General features: G+C 72.3%; 20 protein-coding genes and 1 pseudogene. 3 read left to right on the top strand and 18 right to left on the bottom strand.

The features are described 5' to 3' along the window. The first annotated feature begins 151 nt into the window (after positions 1-151). Together BLW78_RS26095 and BLW78_RS26090 are read left to right on the top strand one after the other, a co-directional pair. Positions 152-1,837, top strand: coding sequence for a B12-binding domain-containing radical SAM protein (locus BLW78_RS26095; RefSeq protein WP_056526299.1), 1,686 nt, complete (start codon positions 152-154; stop codon positions 1,835-1,837). Between the two features lie 128 nt (positions 1,838-1,965). After that, positions 1,966-2,286 (top strand): DMT family transporter, encoded by a 321-nt coding sequence (locus BLW78_RS26090; protein ID WP_091683019.1) that lies wholly within the window; start codon positions 1,966-1,968, stop codon positions 2,284-2,286. A 15-nt stretch (positions 2,287-2,301) separates the two neighbouring features. On the opposite strand, the gene BLW78_RS26085 is transcribed toward BLW78_RS26090, so the two are convergent. The 17 genes and pseudogenes from BLW78_RS26085 to BLW78_RS26010 all read right to left on the bottom strand — a co-directional run bounded on the left by BLW78_RS26085 (position 2,302) and on the right by BLW78_RS26010 (position 20,058). Beyond that, on the bottom strand, positions 2,302-3,987 hold the full coding sequence (locus BLW78_RS26085) for a methyl-accepting chemotaxis protein (RefSeq protein ID WP_091683017.1): 1,686 nt from the start codon (positions 3,985-3,987) through the stop codon (positions 2,302-2,304). 97 nt (positions 3,988-4,084) lie between these two features. Then, complete coding sequence (locus BLW78_RS26080) at positions 4,085-5,089, bottom strand: magnesium transporter CorA family protein (protein WP_012320756.1); 1,005 nt, start codon at positions 5,087-5,089, stop codon at positions 4,085-4,087. 138 nt (positions 5,090-5,227) lie between these two features. Next, complete coding sequence (locus BLW78_RS26075) at positions 5,228-6,475, bottom strand: methyl-accepting chemotaxis protein (protein WP_139307749.1); 1,248 nt, start codon at positions 6,473-6,475, stop codon at positions 5,228-5,230. Between the two features lie 108 nt (positions 6,476-6,583). Beyond that, positions 6,584-6,952 (bottom strand): response regulator, encoded by a 369-nt coding sequence (locus BLW78_RS26070; protein ID WP_085986780.1) that lies wholly within the window; start codon positions 6,950-6,952, stop codon positions 6,584-6,586. A gap of 51 nt (positions 6,953-7,003) precedes the next feature. Further along, positions 7,004-7,801, bottom strand: coding sequence for a ParA family protein (locus BLW78_RS26065; protein WP_091683016.1), 798 nt, complete (start codon positions 7,799-7,801; stop codon positions 7,004-7,006). After that, positions 7,798-8,067 carry a hypothetical protein gene (locus tag BLW78_RS26060; protein ID WP_042672513.1) on the bottom strand — a complete coding sequence of 90 codons (270 nt, stop codon included), beginning with the start codon at positions 8,065-8,067 and terminating at the stop codon, positions 7,798-7,800. Before BLW78_RS26060 ends, BLW78_RS26065 begins: the two co-directional genes overlap by 4 nt. Then, entirely contained in the window at positions 8,067-10,649 is a 2,583-nt protein-coding gene (locus BLW78_RS26055) for a chemotaxis protein CheA (protein ID WP_091683014.1), read from the bottom strand. Before BLW78_RS26055 ends, BLW78_RS26060 begins: the two co-directional genes overlap by 1 nt. Then, on the bottom strand, positions 10,646-11,017 hold the full coding sequence (locus BLW78_RS26050) for a response regulator transcription factor (RefSeq protein ID WP_091683012.1): 372 nt from the start codon (positions 11,015-11,017) through the stop codon (positions 10,646-10,648). Before BLW78_RS26050 ends, BLW78_RS26055 begins: the two co-directional genes overlap by 4 nt. Position 11,018: 1 nt before the next feature. Then, positions 11,019-11,882, bottom strand: a complete 864-nt coding sequence (locus BLW78_RS26045; protein WP_020095616.1) for a CheR family methyltransferase — start codon at positions 11,880-11,882, stop codon at positions 11,019-11,021. Between the two features lie 12 nt (positions 11,883-11,894). Continuing rightward, positions 11,895-12,494, bottom strand: a complete 600-nt coding sequence (locus tag BLW78_RS26040) for a HEAT repeat domain-containing protein (RefSeq protein ID WP_091683011.1) — start codon at positions 12,492-12,494, stop codon at positions 11,895-11,897. 19 nt (positions 12,495-12,513) lie between these two features. After that, the gene (locus BLW78_RS32185; protein WP_348272468.1) at positions 12,514-13,005 is read right to left on the bottom strand and encodes a CheB methylesterase domain-containing protein; all 492 of its coding nucleotides are present in this window, start codon (positions 13,003-13,005) and stop codon (positions 12,514-12,516) included. Between the two features lie 304 nt (positions 13,006-13,309). Beyond that, positions 13,310-13,534 (bottom strand): annotated as a pseudogene (locus BLW78_RS32180) (response regulator); the annotation flags it as partial. 86 nt (positions 13,535-13,620) lie between these two features. Beyond that, a complete protein-coding gene (locus BLW78_RS26030) occupies positions 13,621-15,204 on the bottom strand; it encodes a chemotaxis protein CheW (RefSeq protein WP_091683009.1) in 1,584 nt (527 codons plus the stop codon). 54 nt (positions 15,205-15,258) lie between these two features. Continuing rightward, positions 15,259-17,187: a methyl-accepting chemotaxis protein gene (locus BLW78_RS26025; RefSeq protein WP_091683008.1), complete on the bottom strand. Its 1,929-nt coding sequence runs from the start codon at positions 17,185-17,187 to the stop codon at positions 15,259-15,261. A gap of 491 nt (positions 17,188-17,678) precedes the next feature. Beyond that, positions 17,679-17,951: a hypothetical protein gene (locus BLW78_RS26020; protein ID WP_091683006.1), complete on the bottom strand. Its 273-nt coding sequence runs from the start codon at positions 17,949-17,951 to the stop codon at positions 17,679-17,681. Between the two features lie 53 nt (positions 17,952-18,004). After that, positions 18,005-19,270 (bottom strand): class I SAM-dependent RNA methyltransferase, encoded by a 1,266-nt coding sequence (locus tag BLW78_RS26015; protein ID WP_091683005.1) that lies wholly within the window; start codon positions 19,268-19,270, stop codon positions 18,005-18,007. Then, positions 19,267-20,058 (bottom strand): TlyA family RNA methyltransferase, encoded by a 792-nt coding sequence (locus tag BLW78_RS26010; protein WP_170855252.1) that lies wholly within the window; start codon positions 20,056-20,058, stop codon positions 19,267-19,269. Before BLW78_RS26010 ends, BLW78_RS26015 begins: the two co-directional genes overlap by 4 nt. Before the next feature lie 109 nt (positions 20,059-20,167). On the opposite strand from BLW78_RS26010, the gene BLW78_RS26005 reads away from it, so the two are divergent. Next, positions 20,168-20,707 (top strand): superoxide dismutase family protein, encoded by a 540-nt coding sequence (locus BLW78_RS26005; RefSeq protein WP_020095625.1) that lies wholly within the window; start codon positions 20,168-20,170, stop codon positions 20,705-20,707. Here BLW78_RS26005 and BLW78_RS26000 read toward each other — a convergent pair. Beyond that, on the bottom strand, positions 20,700-21,152 hold the full coding sequence (locus tag BLW78_RS26000; RefSeq protein WP_020095626.1) for an acyl-CoA thioesterase: 453 nt from the start codon (positions 21,150-21,152) through the stop codon (positions 20,700-20,702). The two genes, BLW78_RS26005 and BLW78_RS26000, sit on opposite strands and share 8 nt — an antisense overlap. Positions 21,153-21,178 lie beyond the last annotated feature (26 nt).

Raw genomic sequence — 21,178 nt, 5'->3', positions numbered from 1 at the left:
GCCCGGACGCGCGTCCTGTCGGGATCGGCGGCTCCGATTGCTGCGGGAGCGAAAAACGGCCTTAATTCGCCCGCAGGTCAGGGGAGCGATCCTGTACCCGCCCCGATCTCCGGTCGGGCCGGGACCGTGCGTGTGAACGAGGGAAACTGGCATGTCGGAAGCGAACACGGCCCCGCGCGTGCTGATGGTGTTCCCGAAGTTCTACGAAAACTCGATGTGGAACTTCAAAGAGGCCATGGAGCTGCAGGGCGCCCGCGCGCCGGCGCCGCCGCTGGGCCTCATCACGCTGGCCGCGATGCTGCCGCCGGCCTGGCAGGTGACGCTCGTCAACCGCAACTGCGAGGAACTGACGGACGCGCAGATCCAGGCCGCCGACCTCGTGATGACCGGCGGCATGCTGCCCCAGGAGCCGGACTGCCTCGTGGTCATCGACCGCTGCGTGGCGCTCGGAACCCCGGTCTGCGTCGGCGGCCCGGCCCCGACCTCGACGCCGGAGGTCTACGACAAGGCCGACTTCCTGGTGCTGGGCGAGGCCGAGGGCATTCTCGACAAGTTCGTGGCCGCCTGGGAGGCCGGCGAGCGCCGCGGCCGGCTCACGGCCGAGAAGTTCAAGGCCGACGTCACCAAGAGCCCGATCCCGCGCTTCGACCTGCTGACCTTCAGCCACTACCTCTACATCGGCGTCCAGTTCTCGCGCGGCTGCCCGTTCACCTGCGAGTTCTGCGACATCATCGAGCTCTACGGCCGCGCCCCGCGGACCAAGACCACGCCGCAGATGCTGGCGGAGCTCGACCGGCTCTACGGCCTCGGCTACCGCGGGCACGTCGACTTCGTCGACGACAACCTGATCGGCAACAAGAAGGCGATCAAACTGTTCCTGCCCCACCTGATCAAGTGGCAGGAGGAGCACGGCTACCCGTTCAAGTTCTCCACCGAGGCCTCGCTGAACCTCGCGGACGACGACGAGCTGCTCGGGATGATGCGGGACGCGAATTTCTTCGCCCTGTTCACGGGGATCGAGACGCCCGACGAGGCGACGCTGATCCAGACGCAGAAGAAGCAGAACACCAAGCGCTCGATCGCCGACAGCGTGCACAAGCTCTACGAGCACGGCATGTTCGTCACGGCCGGCTTCATCGTCGGCTTCGACACCGAGAAGGACAGCATCAGCAAGGCGATGTCGCTGTGCATCGGCCAGACCGGCATCCCGATCGCCATGGTCGGCCTGCTCTTCGCGCTGCCGAACACGCAGCTCTCGCGCCGCCTGCGCAAGGAGGGCCGCCTCTACGAGAACTACGCGGCGACCACCGCCGACCAGGGCGACCAGTGCACGCAGGGCATCAACTTCGTGACCCTGCGGCCGCAGCGCGACGTGCTGGCCGACTACCGCGACGTCCTCCAGGAGATCTACGACCCGCCGAACTTCTTCGACCGGGTCCGGGTGGTCGCCCGGCGGGTGAAGCGGCCGAAATTCGCCGCCCAGAAGCTCAACTGGGGCCACATCGCCCACGATCTCTACTCGCTGCTGCGGGTGTGCTGGCGGATGACCGTGCGGCGTCCGGAACTCGCCAAGCACTTCTGGAGCGTGTTCCTGGAGACCGCCCGCCGCAACCCGGCCGCCCTGGAGGCCGTGGTCACCAACATGGTGATCTACCTCCACGTCTACCCGTTCTCGCGCTACGTCATCCGCGAGATCAACGGCCGGATCGCCGACCTCGATGCCGGCCGCTGGGTGCAGCCGCCGGTCCTGGCGCCCGAGGCGGAGACCTGCAAGGCGCCGCCGGTCGGCAAGGTGGTGGCCAAGGCCGAGGTCAAGCACCTCGCCGCGGTGGCCTGAGGGATCCGCGGCCGCCGCGCTTGCGGGCTCGGCCGATCATCGCTAGCTGACCCGCCGCGAGGCCACGTCCTCCCCCCGCCGCGCGGGGCACAAGTCCGGGACGGCCCGGCCCTTTCGGGAGGGCCGCCGTGGCCTGGATCTATCTCGTCACCGCGGGCGTGCTGGAGGTCGTCTGGGCCTTCGCGATGAAGCAGTCGGAGGGCTTCACGCGCCTCTGGCCGACCGCCATCATGGCCGTGTCGATGGCCGGCAGCGTCGGCTTCCTAGCGCTGGCCATGCGCACGCTGCCCCTGGGCACCGCCTACACGATCTGGACCGGAATCGGCGCGGTCGGCGCCTTCCTGGTCGGCATCGCCGTGCTGGGGGAGCAGGCGAGCGCCAGCCGGATCCTCGCGGCCGGCCTGATCGGCTCCGGGCTCGTCCTGATGAAGCTGTCGAGCCCCGGCTGAGCCTGAGGCCGAGCCTCAGGCCGCGCGCACGGTGTGCAGGAAGGCGTCGATCTCCCGGCGCAGCTCGGCGGCCTCCTCCGAGAGACTCGACGCCGAGGCCAGCATCCGCGAGGCGGCCGTGCCCGTGTCGTCGGCCGCCCGCGCCACCGCGTCGATCGTCCCGGTGACCGCGCCGGTCCCGGACGCCGCCTCGGCCACGTTCCGGGCGATCTCCCGGGTCGCCGCGCCCTGCTGCTCGACGGCGGCCGCGATCGAGGTCGCCACCCCGTCGATCTCGCGGATGCGCGCCGTGATCCCGTCGATCGCGTCCACGGTCTGCCCGGTCGCGCCCTGGATACGGCCGACCTGACCGGCGATCTCCTCGGTGGCCCGGGCGGTCTGGGCGGCGAGCTGCTTCACCTCGCTGGCGACCACCGCGAAACCGCGCCCCGCATCGCCGGCGCGGGCCGCCTCGATCGTGGCGTTCAGCGCCAGCAGGTTCGTCTGGCCGGCGATGTCGGTGATGAGGCGCACGACGTCGCCGATCCGGCCCGCGGCGGTGCTCAGTTCCTGCACGAGGCCGGCCGTGTCGCCGGCCTGGACCACCGCGCTCCGGGCGAGTTCGGCGGACCCGTCGACCTGGCGGCCGATCTCCTGCACCGAGGCGCCGAGTTCCTCGGCGGCCGCCGCGACCGTGCCGACATGCTGGGCGGCCTCCTGCGCGGCGCCCGCCACCGTGGCCGAGCGCTCCGCGGTGTGCGTGGCCGTACCGCTCATCGCCTCGGCGTCGGCCCGCAGGCCGAGGGCGGCGTCCGCCACCCGGGCCAGCACGCCGCCGACCGCGGCCTCGAAGGACTCGGCCATGGCGTGGACCGCGCGCCGGCGCTGCGCCTCGGCGCCCTCGCGCGCCAGCGCGGTCTCCCGCTCCAGGGCGCGGGTGTGGATCAGGTTGTCCTTGAAGACCTGCACGGCCGCCGCCATCGCGCCGATCTCGTCGCGCCGTCCCGTATGCGGGACCGGCACGGTCTCGTCGCCCTCGGCGAGGCGGCCCATCGCGCCGGTCATGCGCTGGATCGGCCGCGCGATCCCGAACAGGGCGAACAGCATCGCGGCCGCCGCGACCGCGAGGCCCACCACCGTGGCGATCAGCGCGATCAGCTTGGCCCGCGTCGCCGCCTGCACGGTCTGGGTGACGTTGGCCTCGGTCTGGCCCCGCGCCGCCGCGATCGACTCGGTCAGGCTGGCCACCGCGGCGTCGTTCTGCGCCCCCGTCGCGGGATCCAGCACGAGTGCGACGGCGCCCGGCTGGTCGCCCGCGATCATCAGCTCGACCACCTGCAGCTGGATGTTCTGGTAGGCGTTCCACGCGTTGGTGAAGCGCTCGTAGATCGCCCGGGCCTGCGGGCTCGTCAGGCGGTCCTGATAGGCTTGCCGGAGGCCGGACAACTCGCCGAGGGCGTCGGTCAGCGCCGTCTGGTTCCTGTCCAGGGCCGCCGCGTCGGGCGAGGCCACCGCGAGCCGGTAGAGCCGCAGGCGCGCGTCCCGCACGGCCGTCCCGATGGCCTCGGCCTGGTTCTGCGCGGGCAGGGCCTGCTGCGAGATCGCCGCGGCGTTCCGCTCGATCTCCGACAGGCTCACGACGCTGGCGATGCCCTGGCCGACGGCGGCGAGGGCGAGCAGGCCGATGGCACCGGCGAGGACCGTCTTGAGGGAGAAGCGCATGGGAGGTTCCGTCTACGCGGCCGCGCCGCGCCTTCAGGCCCCACCATGCTCCCGCAGAGGTCTTAAGATTCTGTCGGCTCTATACCAGCATTTGTTGTCAGAGCCACTTCTTCCACCGAAAGAAGAAGTAGGGAAATACGGCGGCCACGACCATCATGATCAGCGCCATCGGATATCCGAAGGCGAAATCTAGTTCCGGTATGGACTTAAAATTCATGCCGTAGATCGACGCGATCAGCGTCGGGGGCATGAAGACAACGGCCATGACCGAGAACAGCTTGATGATGTTGTTCTGCTCGAGGTTGACGAGCCCCAAGGTCGCGTCGAGCAGGAATTGGATCTTCGTCGACAGGAAGGTTGCGTGCTCCTCGAGGGACTGAAGATCCCGCAGGGTCGAGCGCACGTCCTCGCGCAGGTCGCGCGGGGCCTTGTTGGTCCGGTAAGTCGCCGACAGCGAGAGCAGGATCCGCTCCATGGAGACGAGGCTCTCGCGCTGTTTGGAGATGAGATCGCCGTGCCGGCCCAGCGCCCGCAGCGTGTCCTGCAGCGCGGTGTTGCGGGCGGAGGGGTCCTCCTGCACTTCGAAGATCTTGCCCGACAGGCGGTCGATGCGCTCGCCCTGGAGCTGCAGAACGTCGGCGGCCCGGTCGATCACCGCCTCGATCAGCCCGGCCAGGATCGATTCGCCCGAGGGTGTCGAGGCGCCGCCGTTGCCCATCGAGCGCCCGGCGCGCTGCGTGTACATGCGGAAGGCCTGCGGCTCCTCGTGGCGCACCGTCACCAGCCGGTTGCCGCGCAGGATGAAGGTGATGCCGGCCAGCCCCGGCTCCTCGGCGTCGCTGACCTTCGAGAGCACCCGGCCGGTCATGTAACGGGCGCCGTCCTCGACGTAGAGCAGCTCCGAGGGCTCGATGTCCTTCATCTCCTCGCGGGTCGGCACCTCGATGCCCGCGAACGACTCGACCTTCAGTTCCTCCTCGCGGCTCGGGCGGATCAGATCGAGCCAGACCGTGTCCTCGGGGATCGTGTCCTGGAGATCGATGACGCGGCGCTCAAGCAGCGTGGCTCCGGCGCCGACGGCGGGCTGGTGGATGAAGATCACGTACAGGTCTCGGATGCGGATCGGTCACGGGACAGCGCGGGGCCGCAGCCCGCATCCGGCACCGCGACGGTCGATGCAAGCTGTGCCGCGGATGTGGCGCTGTTTTCTGACGCTTCCGTGACATCGCGGCCCGCCCCGTCAGAACAGCTCGATGTCGGGCGCTACCGGGTCGAGGGCTTGGTCGACGACTTGGTCGAGGGCCTGGGCGTCGACGCGGCGCTGGATCTGGGTGACGTAGCGCGCTCGCGCGGTCTCGAGGATCGCCGCCGGCGCGCTCGCCCGCCCCGGCCCGGTGCCGATTAGCCGCCGGCGCAGGCCGTCGAGGCAGAGCTGCAGCGCCGCGTTGGCGGCATCGACCGCCTCGATCTGCTGGCGGACGACGTCCTGGAACTGAACTTGGCCGAAGACCGACAGCACCTCGTCGCCCACCGCCGCATTCTGCGCCTTGACCTCGGCGAGGTCCGTCCGCGCCATCCCGAGGAGGACCCGGGTGGTCGTCTCGGCGATCCCGCCGAGTTCGGCCATCAGCGCGCGGAGGCGCTCCTGCTCGGTGCGGGTCGCGTCGTCCCCGCGATCGGCGATCAGCACCCGGCTGATCGTCTGCTGCGCGTCCGCCACCTGCACGCGCGCCTCGGCCATCGCGGTCTGGGAGGTCTGCGCGAGATCCTGGAGCTCCCGGGCGATGACCCGGAAGCCGGCTCCGTGGGCCCCGGCGCGGGCCGCCTCGATGTTGGCGTTGAGCGCCAGCATCCGGGTCGCCGCCCCGACCTTCTCGAGGCTGAGGATCAGGGCATCGAGCCCGCGCATCTGCCCGACGGCCACCTCGACGGGGCCGCGTTCCTCGCGGGTCTCGTTCAAGCGCCGGTCGAGATAGGCGCCGAGGGCCGCCGCCAGGGATTGCAGCGCGGCGTCGCTCTGCTCGGCGAAGCCGACGATGCGGTCGTGCGCGCCGCCGATGCAGGCGGCGCTGCGCGCCTGGGCGCCGTCGAGCCTCTCCAGCGAGGCGAGGATCGCGGCGGCGGCCGCCTCGGTCTGCGCGACGATGCTGCGCAGCTGCTCGCCCGTCACGGCGAAATAGGGGTCGAGGTCGCCGAGATCCCGGGCCACGGCCTCGGCGCAGGCCGCTCCGTGCGCCGGGGCGGCCGCCGGTTCGGCCCGAAGCGTGACCGCCATCGGCGGGGCATCCGGCTCGACCGCGCGGCAGGACGGTTGCAGCCCGCGGGTCACGAGGCCCCCGCAGAGCGCGGCGGCGGCCGCGAAGAGGAGCTGCGCCGGCTGCGCGATCCCCAGGATCAGCGGCACGGCCCCGATCGCGCCGCCGGCCGCGGCACTGAGCAGGAGCGTCCGCAGCTCGGTCTTCGCGGAGGGACGGGCAGCAATCTGCATCGCGGGAACGGTCATTCGGTCGGAAGCGGTGGCGCGGGGCCGGGCGAGGCCGAGGCCCGCGGAGCGGGCTTCAGCGGAGCGGGCTTCAGCGGAGAGGGGTCGCCCGGATCAGGCGGCGCGGCGCTGAATCGCGGGGGCGACCTGTGTGAGGACCTGCAGCAGCTTGTCGGCCTGGACCGGCTTCACCAGCCAGCCGGTCGCCCCCGCCTGACGCGCGCCGTCGCGCTTCTCCTGCTGCGATTCCGTCGTGAGAACGAGCATCGGCGTGAAGCGGGTCGGCGCGAGCTTCCGCAACTCCTGGATCAACTGGACGCCGTCCATGCCGGGCATGTGGAAGTCCGTGATCACGAGGGCCGGCTTCAGGCCTGCCTTGACCTTCGCGAGTGCCGTCTCGGCATCGGCAGCCTGTTCGGTTTCATATCCCGAACTGCGAAGTATTCCTGACATGCTCGAAAGAATGGTCGGTGAGTCGTCCACCAGTAATATCGTATTCATTTCTCGCTCTGAACTCCATGTCTGTGCTAACGGCTAAGTTTTAATCGTTCCAATCTGCCCGGCAATGCATTTTTCCATGACGTGGTCGCATAACAGCTCGAAGTCCTGCACCGCCCGCGCACGGGGCTTCACGTACCGAACCGGCCGTCCGCATCCGAAGGCCTCCGCCAGAGCGATGTCCGTGCGGATCCCAGCCAGGAGGCGCTCCCGGCCGAACCGGCTCGCGAGCTGCTCGAGGGCCTCCCGCTGCATCGTGATCCGGAGATCCACCTGCACCGGCACGATCGAGAGGCCGCGCAGACCGGGATTGAGGCTCGTCGCCACCCGGAAGAACGCGCGCGAAAACTGCCCGACGCCGTCCACCGCGAGGTGGCTGAGCTGTGTCGGAACCAGGACGTGGTGCGCGCTCGCCAGGGCGCTGATCAGCAGGGCGTCGGCCGTCGGTGCGGTGTCGATCAGGATCACCGCGTAATCCGTCGCCAGGGACTTCAGCGCCGCCGCGAGTCCGAGGGGCGCGACGGCGCCGTCGGGGCCCGAGAAGCCGCGATCGGCCGGCAGCACGTCCACGTTCGGCACGGCGGTGCGCCGCACGGCGCGCCCGAGATCCGTCACCCCGGTGCCGCGGAACAGGTCGTGCACCGTCGGCTTGCCGGGCCTCGCCCGCACGCCGAAGCCGAGGCCGGCATGGCCCTGGCTGTCGAGGTCGACGAGCAGCACCCGCCGGCCGCGCTCCGCGAGGCTTGCGGCGAGATTCACGGCCGTCGTGGTCTTGGCGGTGCCGCCCTTGCGGTTCGCCACGGCGAGGATGCGCCCGGTCCCCGGCTCGGTCATCCGCGCTCGGCCTCCGCGGCGCCTTCCGCGGCGGCCTCGGGCAGCGCGGCCAGGCAGGCCGCCGGCACGGCTCCGGCCGGCCGGCCGCGGAGGGCGGGTGCCGCGACCATCAGCACCTGGAGGACCGCCGTGTGGAGCCACGCCGCGCCGGTGAGGTCGACGACGGCCTCCGGGGTGGCGCGCAGGATATCGAGCAGCGGCTCGGCATCCTCGACCGGGCAGTGGCCCGAGAGCCGGATGCGGGCGCCGCTGTGTTCGAGGGCCATCAGAGCAGATCCGACAGGTTGAGGACGAGGAGAACCCTTCCGTCGCCGAGGAGCGCCGTCCCGGAGAAGCCCGCGAGGCCGGCGAGGAGACCGTCGAGGGGCCGCACGATGACCTCCATGCGCTCGCGGAAGCCGTCGACCACGATGCCGACCCGCTCGCGTCCGACACGGGCGACCATGACGGCCTCCTCCTCCGGCGGCGCGTCCAAGGCCGCCGGGAGGCCCAGGCTGTCGGCGAGCCGGATCAGGGGGATCATCGCGTCCCGCAGGACGAAGGTCTCGCGCTGCTTGATCCGGTGGATCTGGTCCCGCGGAACCTTCACGGTCTCGGCCACCGCGTCCATGGCGACCCCGTATTGCTGGCCCCGCGCCACCACGGTGACGATGCGGGTCACCGCCATGGTCAGGGGCAGCTGCACGGTCACGCAGGTGCCCGCGCCCGGCTGGCTCGCGAGCCAGACGTCGCCGCCCGCCCTGCGCACCGCGCTGCGCACGACGTCCATCCCGACGCCCCGACCCGAGAGGTCCGAGACCTGATCCCGCGTCGAGAAGCCGGGCGCGAAGACGAGGTTGACGAGATCCTCCGCGGTCATCTGGGCGGCCTGATCCGGGCCGATCAGACCGCTGCGCAGCGCCTTCTCGCGGACCGCCTCCGGGTCGATGCCGCGGCCGTCATCGGCCACCTCGATGATGACGTTGTCGTTCTCCTGCCGCGCCGCGAGCCGCAGGGTGCCGCGCGCCGGCTTCCCGGCGGCGATCCGGATCGCGGGGATCTCGATGCCGTGATCGAGAGCGTTGCGGACCATGTGGATCAGCGGGTCGGCGAGGCTCTCCAGCACGTTCTTGTCGGCCTCGGTCTCCTCGCCCAGGATCACCAGCTCGACCTCCTTGCCGAGCTTGCGCGTGATGTCGCGGACGAGCCGGGGGAAGCGCTGGAAAACCTGGCTCACCGGCATCATGCGGATCGCCATGACGCCGACCTGCAAGCTCTGGGCGATCCGGTCGATGACCGCGTACTGCTCCTTGATCTCCCGACCGAGCTGGCGCGAGCCGCTGACCTGCTCGACGCGTCCGGCGAGATAGGCGAGCCCGTTCTTGGCGACCGTCAGCTCGGCCGCGAAGTTCATCAGGGCGTCGACCTTGCCCTGCTCGACCCGCAGCATGCGCGCCGGACCCTTGGCGTCAGGGCCGGATCCCTCCGGGGCATCGCGCGGCTCGGTCGCCGGCGGCGGGGCCGCGGTGGGCCGCGGCGCGGGCTCTCCGGAGGGTGTCGGCATCGGCGGTGCGGCGGCCGCGCCGCTCGCCACGCCGCGGAGGACGGCGCCGAGGGTCTCGGTGGCGCCCGCGCGCGCTCGGCCCAGGGCTGCTTCCAGGGCGGCGGCCCGGCCGGGCACCAGATGCGGCAGGCAGCGCCGCACCACCGTGCGCACGGACTCGAACCGGCCCTCCGCGACGGCCGGGTCCGTCGGCACGGCCAGCATCTCGGCCTGCGCGGCGAGGATCGCCTCGGCCTGCTGGCGCAGGGCGAGGTCCGGGGCGGGCGCCTCTGCGGGCGGCCGATCGGTCGGCGGCGAACCCGAGGCCGGCCGCGGGCCGCCGAGGTCGGCGGCGAGGCGGCGCAGCGTCTCGGTCTCCGCCGTGGCGGCCAGCGCCGCGATCCAGCGCAGGGCGCAGGCCTGCCGGGTCCCGGCGCCGACGATCCCCAGCAGGGCGGCGGCGGCGGCGGCGAGGTCCGCCCGGGCGTCCTCGGCGAGGAGCGTCCCGGCCCGCGCGGCGAAGTCGCCGAACACCTCGGCCTCATCCTCCGTCCCGGTCAAAACGATCAGGTCGTCCGGCCGGATCGCGCCGACCCGGACCTGATCGGCGACGTAGCGCAGATGATCGGCGACCGCCTCGGCGTCGGCGACGCACAGAACCTCGAAGCGGAGCCAGCTCAGCACCGGGTCGCAGGTCTCCGGCGACGGTGTTGCGGTGCGCGGCCGTACCCGCAGCGCGACGAGGCCCGGGGCCTGCGCCACAAGATGGGCCGGGTCGTCGCCGCGGAAGAAGCAGGTCTCGTCGGGCTCGTAGTGCCAGGCGGTCAGGGGGGCGCCCGATGCCGAGGCGCGCCTCCAGGCGGCCTGCCGGTCCGCCTCGGGGAGGTCGGCGAGCCAGTCCGGCGGCCCGTAATCGGCCCGCGCGACGGTGGCCTCGATCGCCGCGGGGAGCCACGCCCGCAGGGCCGTCACCCGGCCCGCCATGACGGCGTCGGCGTCGTCCGGCAGGACCGCGCGGCTCTCCAGGACGTCGATCCAGTGGCCGACCAGATCGAGGCTGTCGAGGAGCCCGTCCACGATCGCGGGTTCCAGGACGAGCGTGCCGGCCCGGACCTCGACCAGAAGGTCCTCGGCCGCGTGGACCAGATGGGTCAGCGGCGCGATCTCGAACAGGCCGGACGTGCCCTTGAGGGTGTGCACCGCCCGGAAGACGTCGTCGAGGGATTCTGCGCCCGGCGACTTCTCCAGGGCCAGCATGCCGCTCCCCGCGCGCTCCAGGAGCTCGCGGGCCTCGGGGATGAACTGGGCGAGCAGGGCGTTGGTCACGGTGCGGCTCCGGCCATCACGGTGGCGACCGCGACGAGGGCGTCCGGGCGCACCGGCTTGACGAGGTAGAGGTTGGCGCCCGCCGCGAAGGCCCGCGCGCGGTCGGCGCCGGCGCTCTCCGTGGAGATCATCACGGCCGGCACCGCCTGGAGCTCCGGCATGGTCCGGCCCTGCCGCAGGAAGGCGTAGCCGTCCATCTTGGGCATGTTCACGTCGACGAGGACGAGGTCGAAGCCCTCGGCGACGGCCTTCTCCAGGCCCTCGTAGCCGTTCACGGCCTCCTCGACCGCGAAGCCGGCCTCTTCCAGCACGTCGCGGTAGTACAGGCGCACCGTGGTGGCGTCGTCGACGACGAGGATCCTGGCCATGTCAGGCCTCCGCGCTCAGGGGCTTCTGGTAGACGATCGCCTCCGCGAACTTCCGGAGGTCGAACAGCGCGGAGATCCGGCTCATCGACTCGGAATGGCCGAGGCAGACGAAGCCGCCCGGATCGAGCGCCTCGTAGAGCGTCTGGGCGGCGCCGCGGCGGGACGCGTCGTCGAAGTAGATCAGCAGGTTGCGGCAGAACACGACGTCGAAGCCGCGGAACTGCCGGGTCGAGAGCGGGTCCGAGAGGTTGACCTGCGCGAAGGCGATCGACTCGCGGATGTCCGGGATCACCTCGTGGGCGCCCTGCACCCGCCGGGTGTAGCGCTCCAGGGTCGCCCGGGGGACGTGCTGGACCGCGCGGTCGCCGTAGAGGCCGCGCTTGGCTTGGTCGAGCACGGCGGTGTCGATGTCCGAGGCGACGATCTCGATGTCGTACCGGTCGACCTCCGGCCACGTGTCGAGGAGCTGGAAGGCGATCGAGTAGGGCTCCTCGCCGGTCGAGCAGGGCACCGACCAGATCCGCACCGGCTCGCCCGGCCGCTTGCGCCGGGTAACCTCCGGGAGGATCGACCGGACGAGGCAGCGGAACTGGTACTCCTCGCGGTAGAAGTAGGTCTCGTTGACGGTCATCAGGTTGACGAGCGTCTGGAACTCCTGGCCGCTGGCCTGGAATCGCAGGGTGTTGAAGTAGTCGCGGAAGACCGGCAGCGCGCTCGCGAGCATCCGCTCCTGCAGGCGCTTGTCGACGAAGTAGCGCTTGTTGTCGGCGAACATGATGCCGGTCTTGCGGTAGAAGAAGTCGCGGAAGCGGACGAAGTCGGCATCGGTGACGACGGGCGTCGGCGGCGGGAACGGTGCGGTCATGCCGGCCGCCGGTCAGGTGATGCGGCGGCAGGCGGCCCTGGCCGCGAAGCGCAGGAACGGCGCGTCGGGGAAGCGGGCGGCGGCGGCCTCAAGCTCCGGCACCATCTCGGGCGTGCCGATCTCGGCGAGCACGTCGAGGGCGGCGGCGCAGACGTTGACGTGCCCGTCCTCGGCCAGGACCCGGCGGGCGTAGGTCGCGGCCGCCGGGTGGCGCAGGGAGACCAGCACGTTCACCGCGAAGATCCGGCGGTCGCTGTCGGGATCGGCGAGGGCCCGCTCGAGGGCGCAGAGCACCGCCGCGTCCATCTCCTGCAGCGTCTCGATCGCGGCGTTGCGCAGCCAGACGTCCTCCGAGCCCAGCAGGCCGAACAGGCGCTCGGCCGCCGCCGGGGTGCCGATGCGGCCGAGGGCGCCGAGGATCGCCTCGCCGACGCTCCGGTCCGCCTCGCGGGCGAGGCGGTCGGCCAGCAGGCCGGCGGCGTCGGGATCGGCGGCCAGGCGATGGGCCGCGTCGCGGCGCCCGGCGGCCGTCGGGCCCTCCAGGGCGATCCGGGGATCCTCCGGGGCTTCCGCCGGCGCGGGGAGGGCGGGGTGCTTGCGGACCAGGGCCATGGCAGTCTCGGTGTCGATCTCAGGAGAGCCAGCCGACGAGCTGCGCCGGGATGGAGCGGGCGGGCAGCGTCAGGGTCGCGCCGCCGAGGCGGATCAGCTCGGCCGGCATGCCGAACACGACGGCGCTCGACTCGGCCTCCGCGATGGTGCGGCCGCCGGCAGCCCGCAGGGCCGCCAGGGCGGCGGCGCCGTCGTCGCCCATGCCGGTGAGTTCGACGCCGATCAGGGCCTCGGGCGGCAGGTGATCCCGGGCGCTGCGGACGAGGCGGTCGACGCTGGGGTGCCAGCGCAGGGCCGGGTCGCTCGGGACGGTGGCGACCGCGAGCCGGCCGAGCCGGCGCTCGATCACCACGTCGGCGTCGCCCCGGCCGATGTAGACGCGGCCCGCCGCGAGGGGGACCGGGGCGGTCACCTCCACCACCTCCAGGGCGCAGAGGCGGTCCAGGCGCTGGGCGAAGGCCCCCGTGAAGGAGCCCGGCATGTGCTGGGCGATCACGACCGGCCAGGGCAGGTCGGCCGGAAGCTCCGGCAGGATCTCCTCCAGCGTCCGCGGTCCCCCCGGTCGACACGCCGATCAGGACGCAGCCCTCGACGCGGGCCGCGGCTCGGGGCGCCGGGCGGCGCTTCGCGATCTCGCCGCGCCCGCGCCGGACCCGGTCGAGGAGGCCGCGGGCGCGGCGGGGCTTGGCCCGGGCCGCGACGCGGACCTTGGCGACCATCTCGTCCCGGACCTCGCCGATGTTGAGGGAGACGGTGCCGCCGGGCTTCTCCACGTAATCGACGGCGCCGAGCTGCATCGCCTCCAGGGTCACGGCGGCGCTCTCGCGGGTCAGCGACGAGACCATGACCACCGGGCGCGGGCGCACCGCCATGATCTCGCCGAGGCAGGTGAGCCCGTCCATCTCGGGCATGTTGATGTCGAGGGTGACCACGTCGGGCTCGAAGCTGTCGATCTGGTCCAGGGCGTCGCGGCCGTTGCGCGCCGTGCGCACCTCGAACTGGCCCGTCTCCTCGAAGATCAGGCGAAGGTGTTTGCGCATCAGGGCGGAGTCGTCGACGATCAGGAGCTTGGGCATGGCGGGTTGCGTGGCAGGAGCGGCCTCGGACCGGGCCCGGAGACGGCGGCTCAGGCCGCCTGCAGATCCGCGACCTCGTGCCGGCTGAGGAGCCGGTCGACGTTCACCATCAGGATGATCCGCTTGGCGGCGGCGAGGTTGGCGACCCGCTCCACGGCGCTGTCGTCGTCCTTCGCGAGGTCCGGCGCCGGCACGATGGCCGAGCGGGGGATCTTCAGGACCTCCGAGACCGAGTCGACGATGAAGCCGGTCCGCACCCCCGCGATCGCGAAGACCATGATGCGCTGGCGGTCGTTGCGCGCGGCCTCCGGGAGCCGGAAGCGGCGGCGCTGGTCGACCACCGGCAGCACCGCCCCCCGCAGGTTGACGATGCCCTCGATGAAGCCGGGCGTCCGCGGCACGTGGGTGAGCTGCTCGGGGACGCGGACGATCTCGTGCACGGCGTCGATCGGCACGCTGTACTCCTCGTCTGCCAGGCGGAAGACGACGAACTGCTCCTCCTCGTCGGCGCGCGTCGGCGCGGTCGCGGTCTGACGTTCCTGCACGGGGCCCTCCTCTGCGGCTCCGAGGCCGGCGAGGCCGCCGGCGATCCCGGTGGTGGCGAACAGGCGGGCGGCCGACAGAATCGAGACCAGCCGCTTGCCGCCGCCGAGCCGGCAGATCGCCTCGACCTCGCGCAGCGCGTCGCCCTGCGCGAGCAGGTCGGGCAGCGGGTCGACCACCGCGCGGGGCACCCGCAGCACCTCCTTCACCGTGTCGGTGACGATGCCGACGGAGCCGGCGGATTCCCGGGAGGCGACCACCACGATCCGGTTCTGCTCTCCCAGGGGCACGCCCGGCAGCCCGAACAGCGCCCGCAGGCTGACCAGGGGCAGCAGCCGGTCGCGCAGGTTGATCACACCGATGACGTGGCGCTCGGCCTTCGGCAGCTCGCTGACGCGGTCGGGGACCTGGACGATCTCCTGCACCTGCTCGATCGGCAGGGCGTATTCCTGGCCCGCGAGCTCGAAGGACACGAGCTGGATCTCGTCGGAGAGCCCGGCCTCGCCCTCCGGCCGCGCCGAGGCCGCGCCGCCGGCCTCGATCGGCCCGACCGCGTTCCGTCCGCCCGACCCGCCCTCTGCGCCGGCGCGCCCGGACCCGCTGCGCTGCAGCAGGCGCCCGAGATCGATGATCAGCACGATGCCGGCCGGCCGCTTGATCACGCCCGCGAGCAGCTCGGTCGCCGCGGTGGCGGTGAGGCCGTCGGTCCCCTCGATCTCCCCGGGCTCGGCGGTGATCACGCTCGCCATCCGGTCGACCACGAAGCCGGAGGTCCCGCCAGCGCCGCTGCCGTCGCCGGACCCCTGGCCGACCACGACCACCCGGGCGGCGTCGTCGTGGACCCGGTCGGGCAGCTCGAACAGCCGCCGCAGGCTCGCCACCGGCAGGACCGAGCCGCGCAGGTTGGCCAGTCCCACCAGGGCGGGGGGTGCCAGCGGAACGTCGACCATGTCGGGCAGGCGGATGATCTCCTGCACCTCCGCGAGGGGCACCGCGTAGGTTTCGCGGGCGACGTGGAAGGTCACGAACTGGAGCGCGGAGGCGGTCTCCGACCGGTCGGTCGCGGCCGAGGCTGGGGCGTCGTTGGACATGGCGGGCTCCGGGCTGAGCAGGATTCGGGTGGGGCCGTCCCGGCCGGGCGCGTCTCAGTCCTGGTTCTGGAGTTCGTCGGCCAGCGACGCGACCTCCTCGATGGCGGCGGCGAGTTCCTCTGCGCCGTTCGCCTGCTCGCGGGCGGCCTGCTGCGCCTCGTTCACCGCCTGGCCGCCCTGGCGGGCCGCCGTGGCGATCTGGTCGACGCCGCGCTTCGCCTCCTCGACGTTGCGGATGATCAGGTCGGCGCCCTGGAGGATCTGCCGGTTGCCGTCGAGCACCACGCCCATGTCGTCGGCGGTGGTCTCGAGGTTGCGGGTGATCGCCCGGTTCTTCTCGACCTCGGCGGCGGCCGCCGCGGAGATCGCCTCCAGGTCCCGGCGCACCACCACGATCTGGTCCTGGATCGCCTTCACGAGGTCCTTGATCCGCTCCGCGTTCTCCGAGGAATCCCGGGCGAGGTTGCGGATGTCGGTGGACACCACCATGAAGCCCTTGCCGAACTCGCCGGCCCGGGCCGCCTCGATCGAGCCGTTCACCGCCAGCATGTTGGTCTGGATCGCCACCGTGGTGATCGCGTCGACGATCTTGTCGATCTTCCGGCTCACCTGCTCCAGAGCGTTGATCTGCTCTCGGCTCCGGTCGGTCTCCGCGAGGGCGTTGCCGACGCCCGCGACCAGTCCGTCCACCGCGGCCCGGTTCTCCTGAAGCTGGCTCGTGATCAGGCCGCCCTTCTCCAGGGCGTCGCGGGCGCTGTCCTGGGCGAGGAGCGCTCCCTTCTCGATCTGCGCGATCGCGGCCGCCGATTGCTGCGCGGCCGCCGTCTGCTGCTGGGCGCCCCGGTCGATCTGGTCGAGCGCCGTGGTGATCTGCGCGGCGGCCCGGTTGATCTCCTCCACCGCCGAGGACAGCTCCTCGGCCGCCGAGGCGACCTCCTCGGCGCTCTTGCCGACGTCGGTGGCGTTCTTCAGCTCGTCCGCCAGGGTCGCGAGCTCGGTGGCAGCCTGCTCGCTCTCCCCGAGGGCGGTGGTCTGCTGCTCGATGGTCTTGAGCGATTGCTGGCAGGCGGAGGATTGCTCCTCGGCCGCCGCAGCGATCAGCTCGGACCCCTTCTGCGCCTCGACCACGGCCTTCTCAGACTCGACGGCCACCCGGGCGATGGTCTCGGCGCCGCGCATGATCTCGACCATGGCCTGCCGCACCGCCTCGAGCTGGGCGGTGATCGTCTCGCCCCGCGCGACCTCTTGGCGCGCGCCCTCGGCCGCGCGGTTGATGCCCTCGGCGATGACCTTCACGTCTTCCTGGATCCGGCCGATCAGGGCCTGGATCTCCTGGGCGCTGCGCTCGGAGGTCTCCGCCAAGGTGCGGACCTCGTCGGCGACCACTGCGAAGCCCTTGCCGTGCTGGCCGGCCCGGGCCGCCTCGATGGCGGCGTTCAGGGCCAGGAGATTGGTCTGGTCGGCGATGCGAGCGACGGCGCGGACGATGTCGCCGATATTGGCCGCCTGCCGCTCCAGCTCGACGATCAGCGTGACCGAGGCCGCCTGACGCTCGGCCGCCGTGGCGATCGAGCCGACGCTGAGCCGGATCTGCTGGCTCACGCCGGCGATGAGTCCCTGGAGCGCCTCCGATTTCTGGCGCGAGGTCTCGGCCTCGGTGCGGGCGGTGCCGATCACCTCCGACACGGTCGTGACGGCGCGCTGCGACTGCTCGGAGGCCCCGGCCGCCTCCTCGGCGCCGGCGGCGATCTGCTCCATCGCCTTGCGCAGCTCCTCGGCCGCCGACGAGGCCTCGGCGACGCCGCTGGCGAGCTGGGTTGTCGCCGCCGCGATGCGCTCCGCCGCCTTCTGCTGCTTGGCGAAGGTCCGGGCCTTGCGCCGGCTCTCCTCGTTGAGGCGCCCGAGCTGGCTCAGACTGGCCGGCTCGCCCTTCCGGACCCGCGCGTGCGATCCCGACAGGGCGGCTTTCTTCACGAGGGCCATGGCGGCGTTTCCTTCACTTGAAGTCGCGGCTGTACGTCGCCGCCCCCAGGCTAGGACCCGCGACGCGCAAGTCTTACGAAGCATCAAGTTGCGAATCAATAAACGAGAACACGATTTTTGAGCAATGATCCGCTCTAAGGAGCGCCATATCCGTGAATTTGAAGATCAATATTTGGAGTATATCTACAAAAAGACTGGCTTTAAGATAGGATATTGGATTATGAAGATGGATATATTTGCAACCAATATGGAAATATGCGCTGGCAACAATCCTGTTCGCCGGTCGCTGCTGTATCGAGCCGGCGGTTTGGCCAAGCCCCTCGGCGGACCCGCGGGGCCCGCAGGCCGGAGCGATCGCGATCTGAAGTTCCGCGCCGCCCGAGGTCGCGCCGAATGGAGAGCCGTTTGCGGGGCACGGCCCGGTCGAACACCGCAACCCGGACAGGCGATGGCCTGAGCGGGAACCCGGCCCGAGCGACCCCGACCCGATCTCAGTTGCAGCCGTCGCAGATGCTGCCTTCGATCTTGTCGGTCAGAGCGCGCTCGCGCCGCCGCTGCTCCGGGGTCGGCACCTCGCCGGGGCCGAGGGACGTGCCGGGCGGCTTGGTGACGCCGAGGCTGTTGGTGTTCGGCGCCGTGATGGTCGAGACCGGGCCGCCGCCCGTGCCGGTCTGGTCGGGCGCTCGCGTCTGCGCCGCGAGCGGGGTGATGAGGGCGAGGCTCAGCGCACCGAGCGTCGCGGTACCGAGGAATCCGCGGATCATGGAAGGTCTCCCGTCGCCGGGAGAACGGGAAACGTGGCCGCCGGTTGCGTGGCCTAGCGCCGCCGCGCGGTCTCGCGCCGGAACACCCCGACCATCTCGACATGGCCCGAATGGCGGAACTGGTCGACCGGCGTGACGGTCTCCAGCCGGTACCCGCCGGCGACCAGCGTCGCCGCGTCCCGCGCGAAGGTTCCGGCGTCGCAGGCGATGCCGATCACCAGGGGCACGCGGGCGGCGGCAAGCTGGCGGGCCTGGGCCTCCGCGCCGGCCCGGGGCGGGTCGAACACCACCGCGTCGAAGGCGTCGAGTTCGGGGGGTAGCAGGGGCCGGCGGAACAGGTCGCGGCGCTCGCTGCTGATCTTGCGCAGGCCCGCGGCGGCGCGCGCGGCCCGCTCGAGGCCCGCGAGGGCCGCGGCATCGGATTCGACGGCGTGGACCGCGGCCGTCCGGGCGATCGCCAGCGTCAGCGGCCCGCAGCCCGCGAACAGGTCGGCGACGCGCCGGATGCGGGGGCCGAGGGCCGCCAGGGTCAGGTCGCAGAGCGTCGCCTGACCGGCCGCGGTCGCCTGCAGGAAGCCGCCGGGGGCCGGGTAGAGGCGCGTCGCCGCGGCGGGGCCGTCCGCCGTGACCGAGACCGGCTCGGCCTCCATCAGGCGCTCGCCGTGCAAGGAGAGCCGGGCGAGGCCGAGTTCGCCGGCGATCCGCACCAGCGCGGCGCCGACGCCGGCGCTGACCGGTCCGTGACCGCGCAGGTCGACGTCCAGGCCCTGGTCGGTGGCCGTCACGGCGACGTCGAGGGGCTTGCGCCCGTGGCCCAGCGGGGCGGCGAGGCGGCGCGCGACCTCCGGGGCCGGGTGGAGCGCCGGCACGGTGATCGGGCAATGGTCGATCGGCACCAGCGCGTGGCTGCGCGCCGCCATCAGCCCGGCCTCGGCCCGGCCGCCGATCTCGCGCACGTGCAGGGTAAGGCGGCGGCGGCCCGCCCCGTGGGCGTCGACGGCCGGCCCGGGCGTCACGTCGAGGCGCGCCTGGGACAGGGCCTGGGCGACGAGGTCGCGCTTCCAGGCGAGCTCCGCGGGCCGCGCGAGGTGCTGGGTGCGGCAGCCGCCGCAGCGCATGTAGTAGGGGCAGAACGGCTCCACCCGGTCGGGCGAGGCCTGCGCGACGCCGAGCAGCGCGGCGCGGCGCGCCTCGCGGCGGATCTCCGCGCGCTCCCCGGGCAGCGTGTAGGGCACCGGGGTGCCGTCCTCGGCGATCCCGTCGCCGCGGGCGCCGAGCCCCCGGATCTTGACCGTCTCGCTATCTGTTGTCTCGCTCACCGCAACCTCGCGCCGATCAGGAACTCGGCGTTGCCGTCGCCGCCCGGCACCGGCGAGTCGATCAGGCCCAGGATCGCCGCGCCGAGCCCCTCCAGAGTCCCGCGGACGGCCGCGCAGACCTCGGCGTGGACCGCCGGATCGCGCACGAGCCCGCCGCGGCCGACCCGGGCGCGGCCGGCCTCGAATTGCGGTTTGATCAGCGCGACGATCGCCGATCCCGGCCTCAACAGGCCCGGGAGGACCGGCAGCACGAGGCGCAGGCCGATGAAGCTCACGTCCACGCTCGCCAGCTCGGGGGGCGGCACGAGGGCGTCCGCGCCGAGGTCGCGGATGTCGGTGCTCTCGCGGTTGGTCACGCGCGGGTCCCCGGCGAGGCGCGGATGGAGCTGCCCCCGGCCCACGTCGAGGGCGTGGACGTGGCGCGCCCCGCGGGCGAGCAGCACGTCGGTGAAGCCACCCGTCGAGGCGCCGACGTCGAGGGCGACGCGGCCGGCCGGATCGACGCCGAACGCGTCCAGGGCGGCGGCGAGCTTGAGGCCGCCGCGGGACGCGTAGGGATGCTCGGCTTCCGCCTCGACCCGCGCGCCCGGGGCGATCGGGTCCGAGGCGCGCGCGAGCGGGCGCCCGTCGACCCGCACGAGCCCGGCACGGATCGCCGCCTGGGCCCGGGCCCGGCTCTCGAAATGGCCGTGCGCCACGAGGTACAGGTCGGCGCGCCGCGGCGCAGGGTTCTCCGCGGGATCGTCCGCGGGGGCCGCGCGGTCCGGGCTGGTCCGGTCTCGGGTCATCGGGGCTTCGTGCGGTTCCGGCAGATCTGCGGCGGAGGTTTCGGGCCGCCGCCCTGTCGAAGGCCGGCGCGCTCCCTAACTAGACCGGGCCGTAAAGGAGAGCCACCGCATGACCCGCACCCTGCCGCTGCTCGCACTGCTCGGGACCGCCGCCGCCGGCGGCGCCCTGGCACAGGAGCCTCCCAAGGAGGCGGCCAAACCGGCAGAGACCTACACGGCGCCGATCAAGAACGCGAAGGGCGACCCGATCGGCACGCTGGCGATCCGCGACGGGGCAAATGCCCTGGTCCTGCGCGTGACGATCCAGCCCGGCGGCCTGCCGCCCGGCTGGCACGGGATGCATTTCCACGCCGTGGGCGACTGCTCGGACCCGAAGTTCATGAACTCCAAGGCGCATGTGAACCACGACCAGAGCAAGCACGGGCTGCTCAACGCGGAGGGCCCCGACGAGGGCGACCTGCCGAACCTCTACGCGGCGCAGGACGGCTCGGCCAATGCCGAGGTCTCCAGCGAGACGCCGCTGAACGGCGAGGGTGGCCTGAAGGACGGGGACGGCGCGGCGCTGATCATCCACGCCAACGAGGACGACCACAACACCCAGCCGATCGGCGGTGCCGGCGACCGCGTCGCCTGCGGGGTGATCAAGTAGTCGTCGCGGACGGGGACGGCACGGCCGGCGGGATCTGCCGCGGCCGGCCGTCCTCGTCGATGGCCACGAAGGTGAAGGTGGCCTGCGTGACCCGCTCGCGGACCTGGGTGCAGAACCGCCGTGCCCAGGCCTCGACCTCGATCTTCATCGAGGTCCGGCCGACATGCGACACCCGGGTGTAGACGCACAGCACGTCGCCGACCCGGACCGGCCGGATGAAGGTCATCGACTCCAGCGCTACGGTGACCACCCGGCCCTGCGCCCGGTCGACGCCCGCGATGCCGCCGGCCTGGTCCATCTGCGACAGCACCCAGCCGCCGAAGATGTCGCCGTTGGCGTTGGTGTCGGCCGGCATGGCGATGGTGCGCACCGTGAGATCGCCCTTGGGCAGATCGACCTCAGCGGGCGGCGCGCCTCCGGCCGGTGAGAGTGCGACGTGCTGCATGCCGTCCATCCGCCCCCCGCACGCCG

It is taken from the genome of Methylobacterium sp. 275MFSha3.1 (assembly GCF_900108435.1).
Classification (GTDB): Bacteria; Pseudomonadota; Alphaproteobacteria; order Rhizobiales; family Beijerinckiaceae; genus Methylobacterium.
The sequence above is the reverse complement of the archived record's forward strand: the minus strand, read 5'-3'. Positions and strand labels throughout refer to the sequence as shown.

Bases quoted from the DNA above. Each gene is read 5' to 3' on its own strand.
- BLW78_RS26095 (WP_056526299.1), top strand. From the start codon at position 152: ATGTCGGAAGCGAACACGGCCCCGCGCGTGCTGATGGTGTTCCCGAAG.
- BLW78_RS26085 (WP_091683017.1), bottom strand. From the start codon at position 3,987: ATGCGCTTCTCCCTCAAGACGGTCCTCGCCGGTGCCATCGGCCTGCTC.
- BLW78_RS26075 (WP_139307749.1), bottom strand. From the start codon at position 6,475: ATGCAGATTGCTGCCCGTCCCTCCGCGAAGACCGAGCTGCGGACGCTC.
- BLW78_RS26065 (WP_091683016.1), bottom strand. From the start codon at position 7,801: ATGACCGAGCCGGGGACCGGGCGCATCCTCGCCGTGGCGAACCGCAAG.
- BLW78_RS26060 (WP_042672513.1), bottom strand. From the start codon at position 8,067: ATGGCCCTCGAACACAGCGGCGCCCGCATCCGGCTCTCGGGCCACTGC.
- BLW78_RS26050 (WP_091683012.1), bottom strand. From the start codon at position 11,017: ATGGCCAGGATCCTCGTCGTCGACGACGCCACCACGGTGCGCCTGTAC.
- BLW78_RS26045 (WP_020095616.1), bottom strand. From the start codon at position 11,882: ATGACCGCACCGTTCCCGCCGCCGACGCCCGTCGTCACCGATGCCGAC.
- BLW78_RS26040 (WP_091683011.1), bottom strand. From the start codon at position 12,494: ATGGCCCTGGTCCGCAAGCACCCCGCCCTCCCCGCGCCGGCGGAAGCC.
- BLW78_RS26030 (WP_091683009.1), bottom strand. From the start codon at position 15,204: ATGTCCAACGACGCCCCAGCCTCGGCCGCGACCGACCGGTCGGAGACC.
- BLW78_RS26025 (WP_091683008.1), bottom strand. From the start codon at position 17,187: ATGGCCCTCGTGAAGAAAGCCGCCCTGTCGGGATCGCACGCGCGGGTC.
- BLW78_RS26020 (WP_091683006.1), bottom strand. From the start codon at position 17,951: ATGATCCGCGGATTCCTCGGTACCGCGACGCTCGGTGCGCTGAGCCTC.
- BLW78_RS26010 (WP_170855252.1), bottom strand. From the start codon at position 20,058: ATGACCCGAGACCGGACCAGCCCGGACCGCGCGGCCCCCGCGGACGAT.
- BLW78_RS26005 (WP_020095625.1), top strand. From the start codon at position 20,168: ATGACCCGCACCCTGCCGCTGCTCGCACTGCTCGGGACCGCCGCCGCC.
- BLW78_RS26000 (WP_020095626.1), bottom strand. From the start codon at position 21,152: ATGCAGCACGTCGCACTCTCACCGGCCGGAGGCGCGCCGCCCGCTGAG.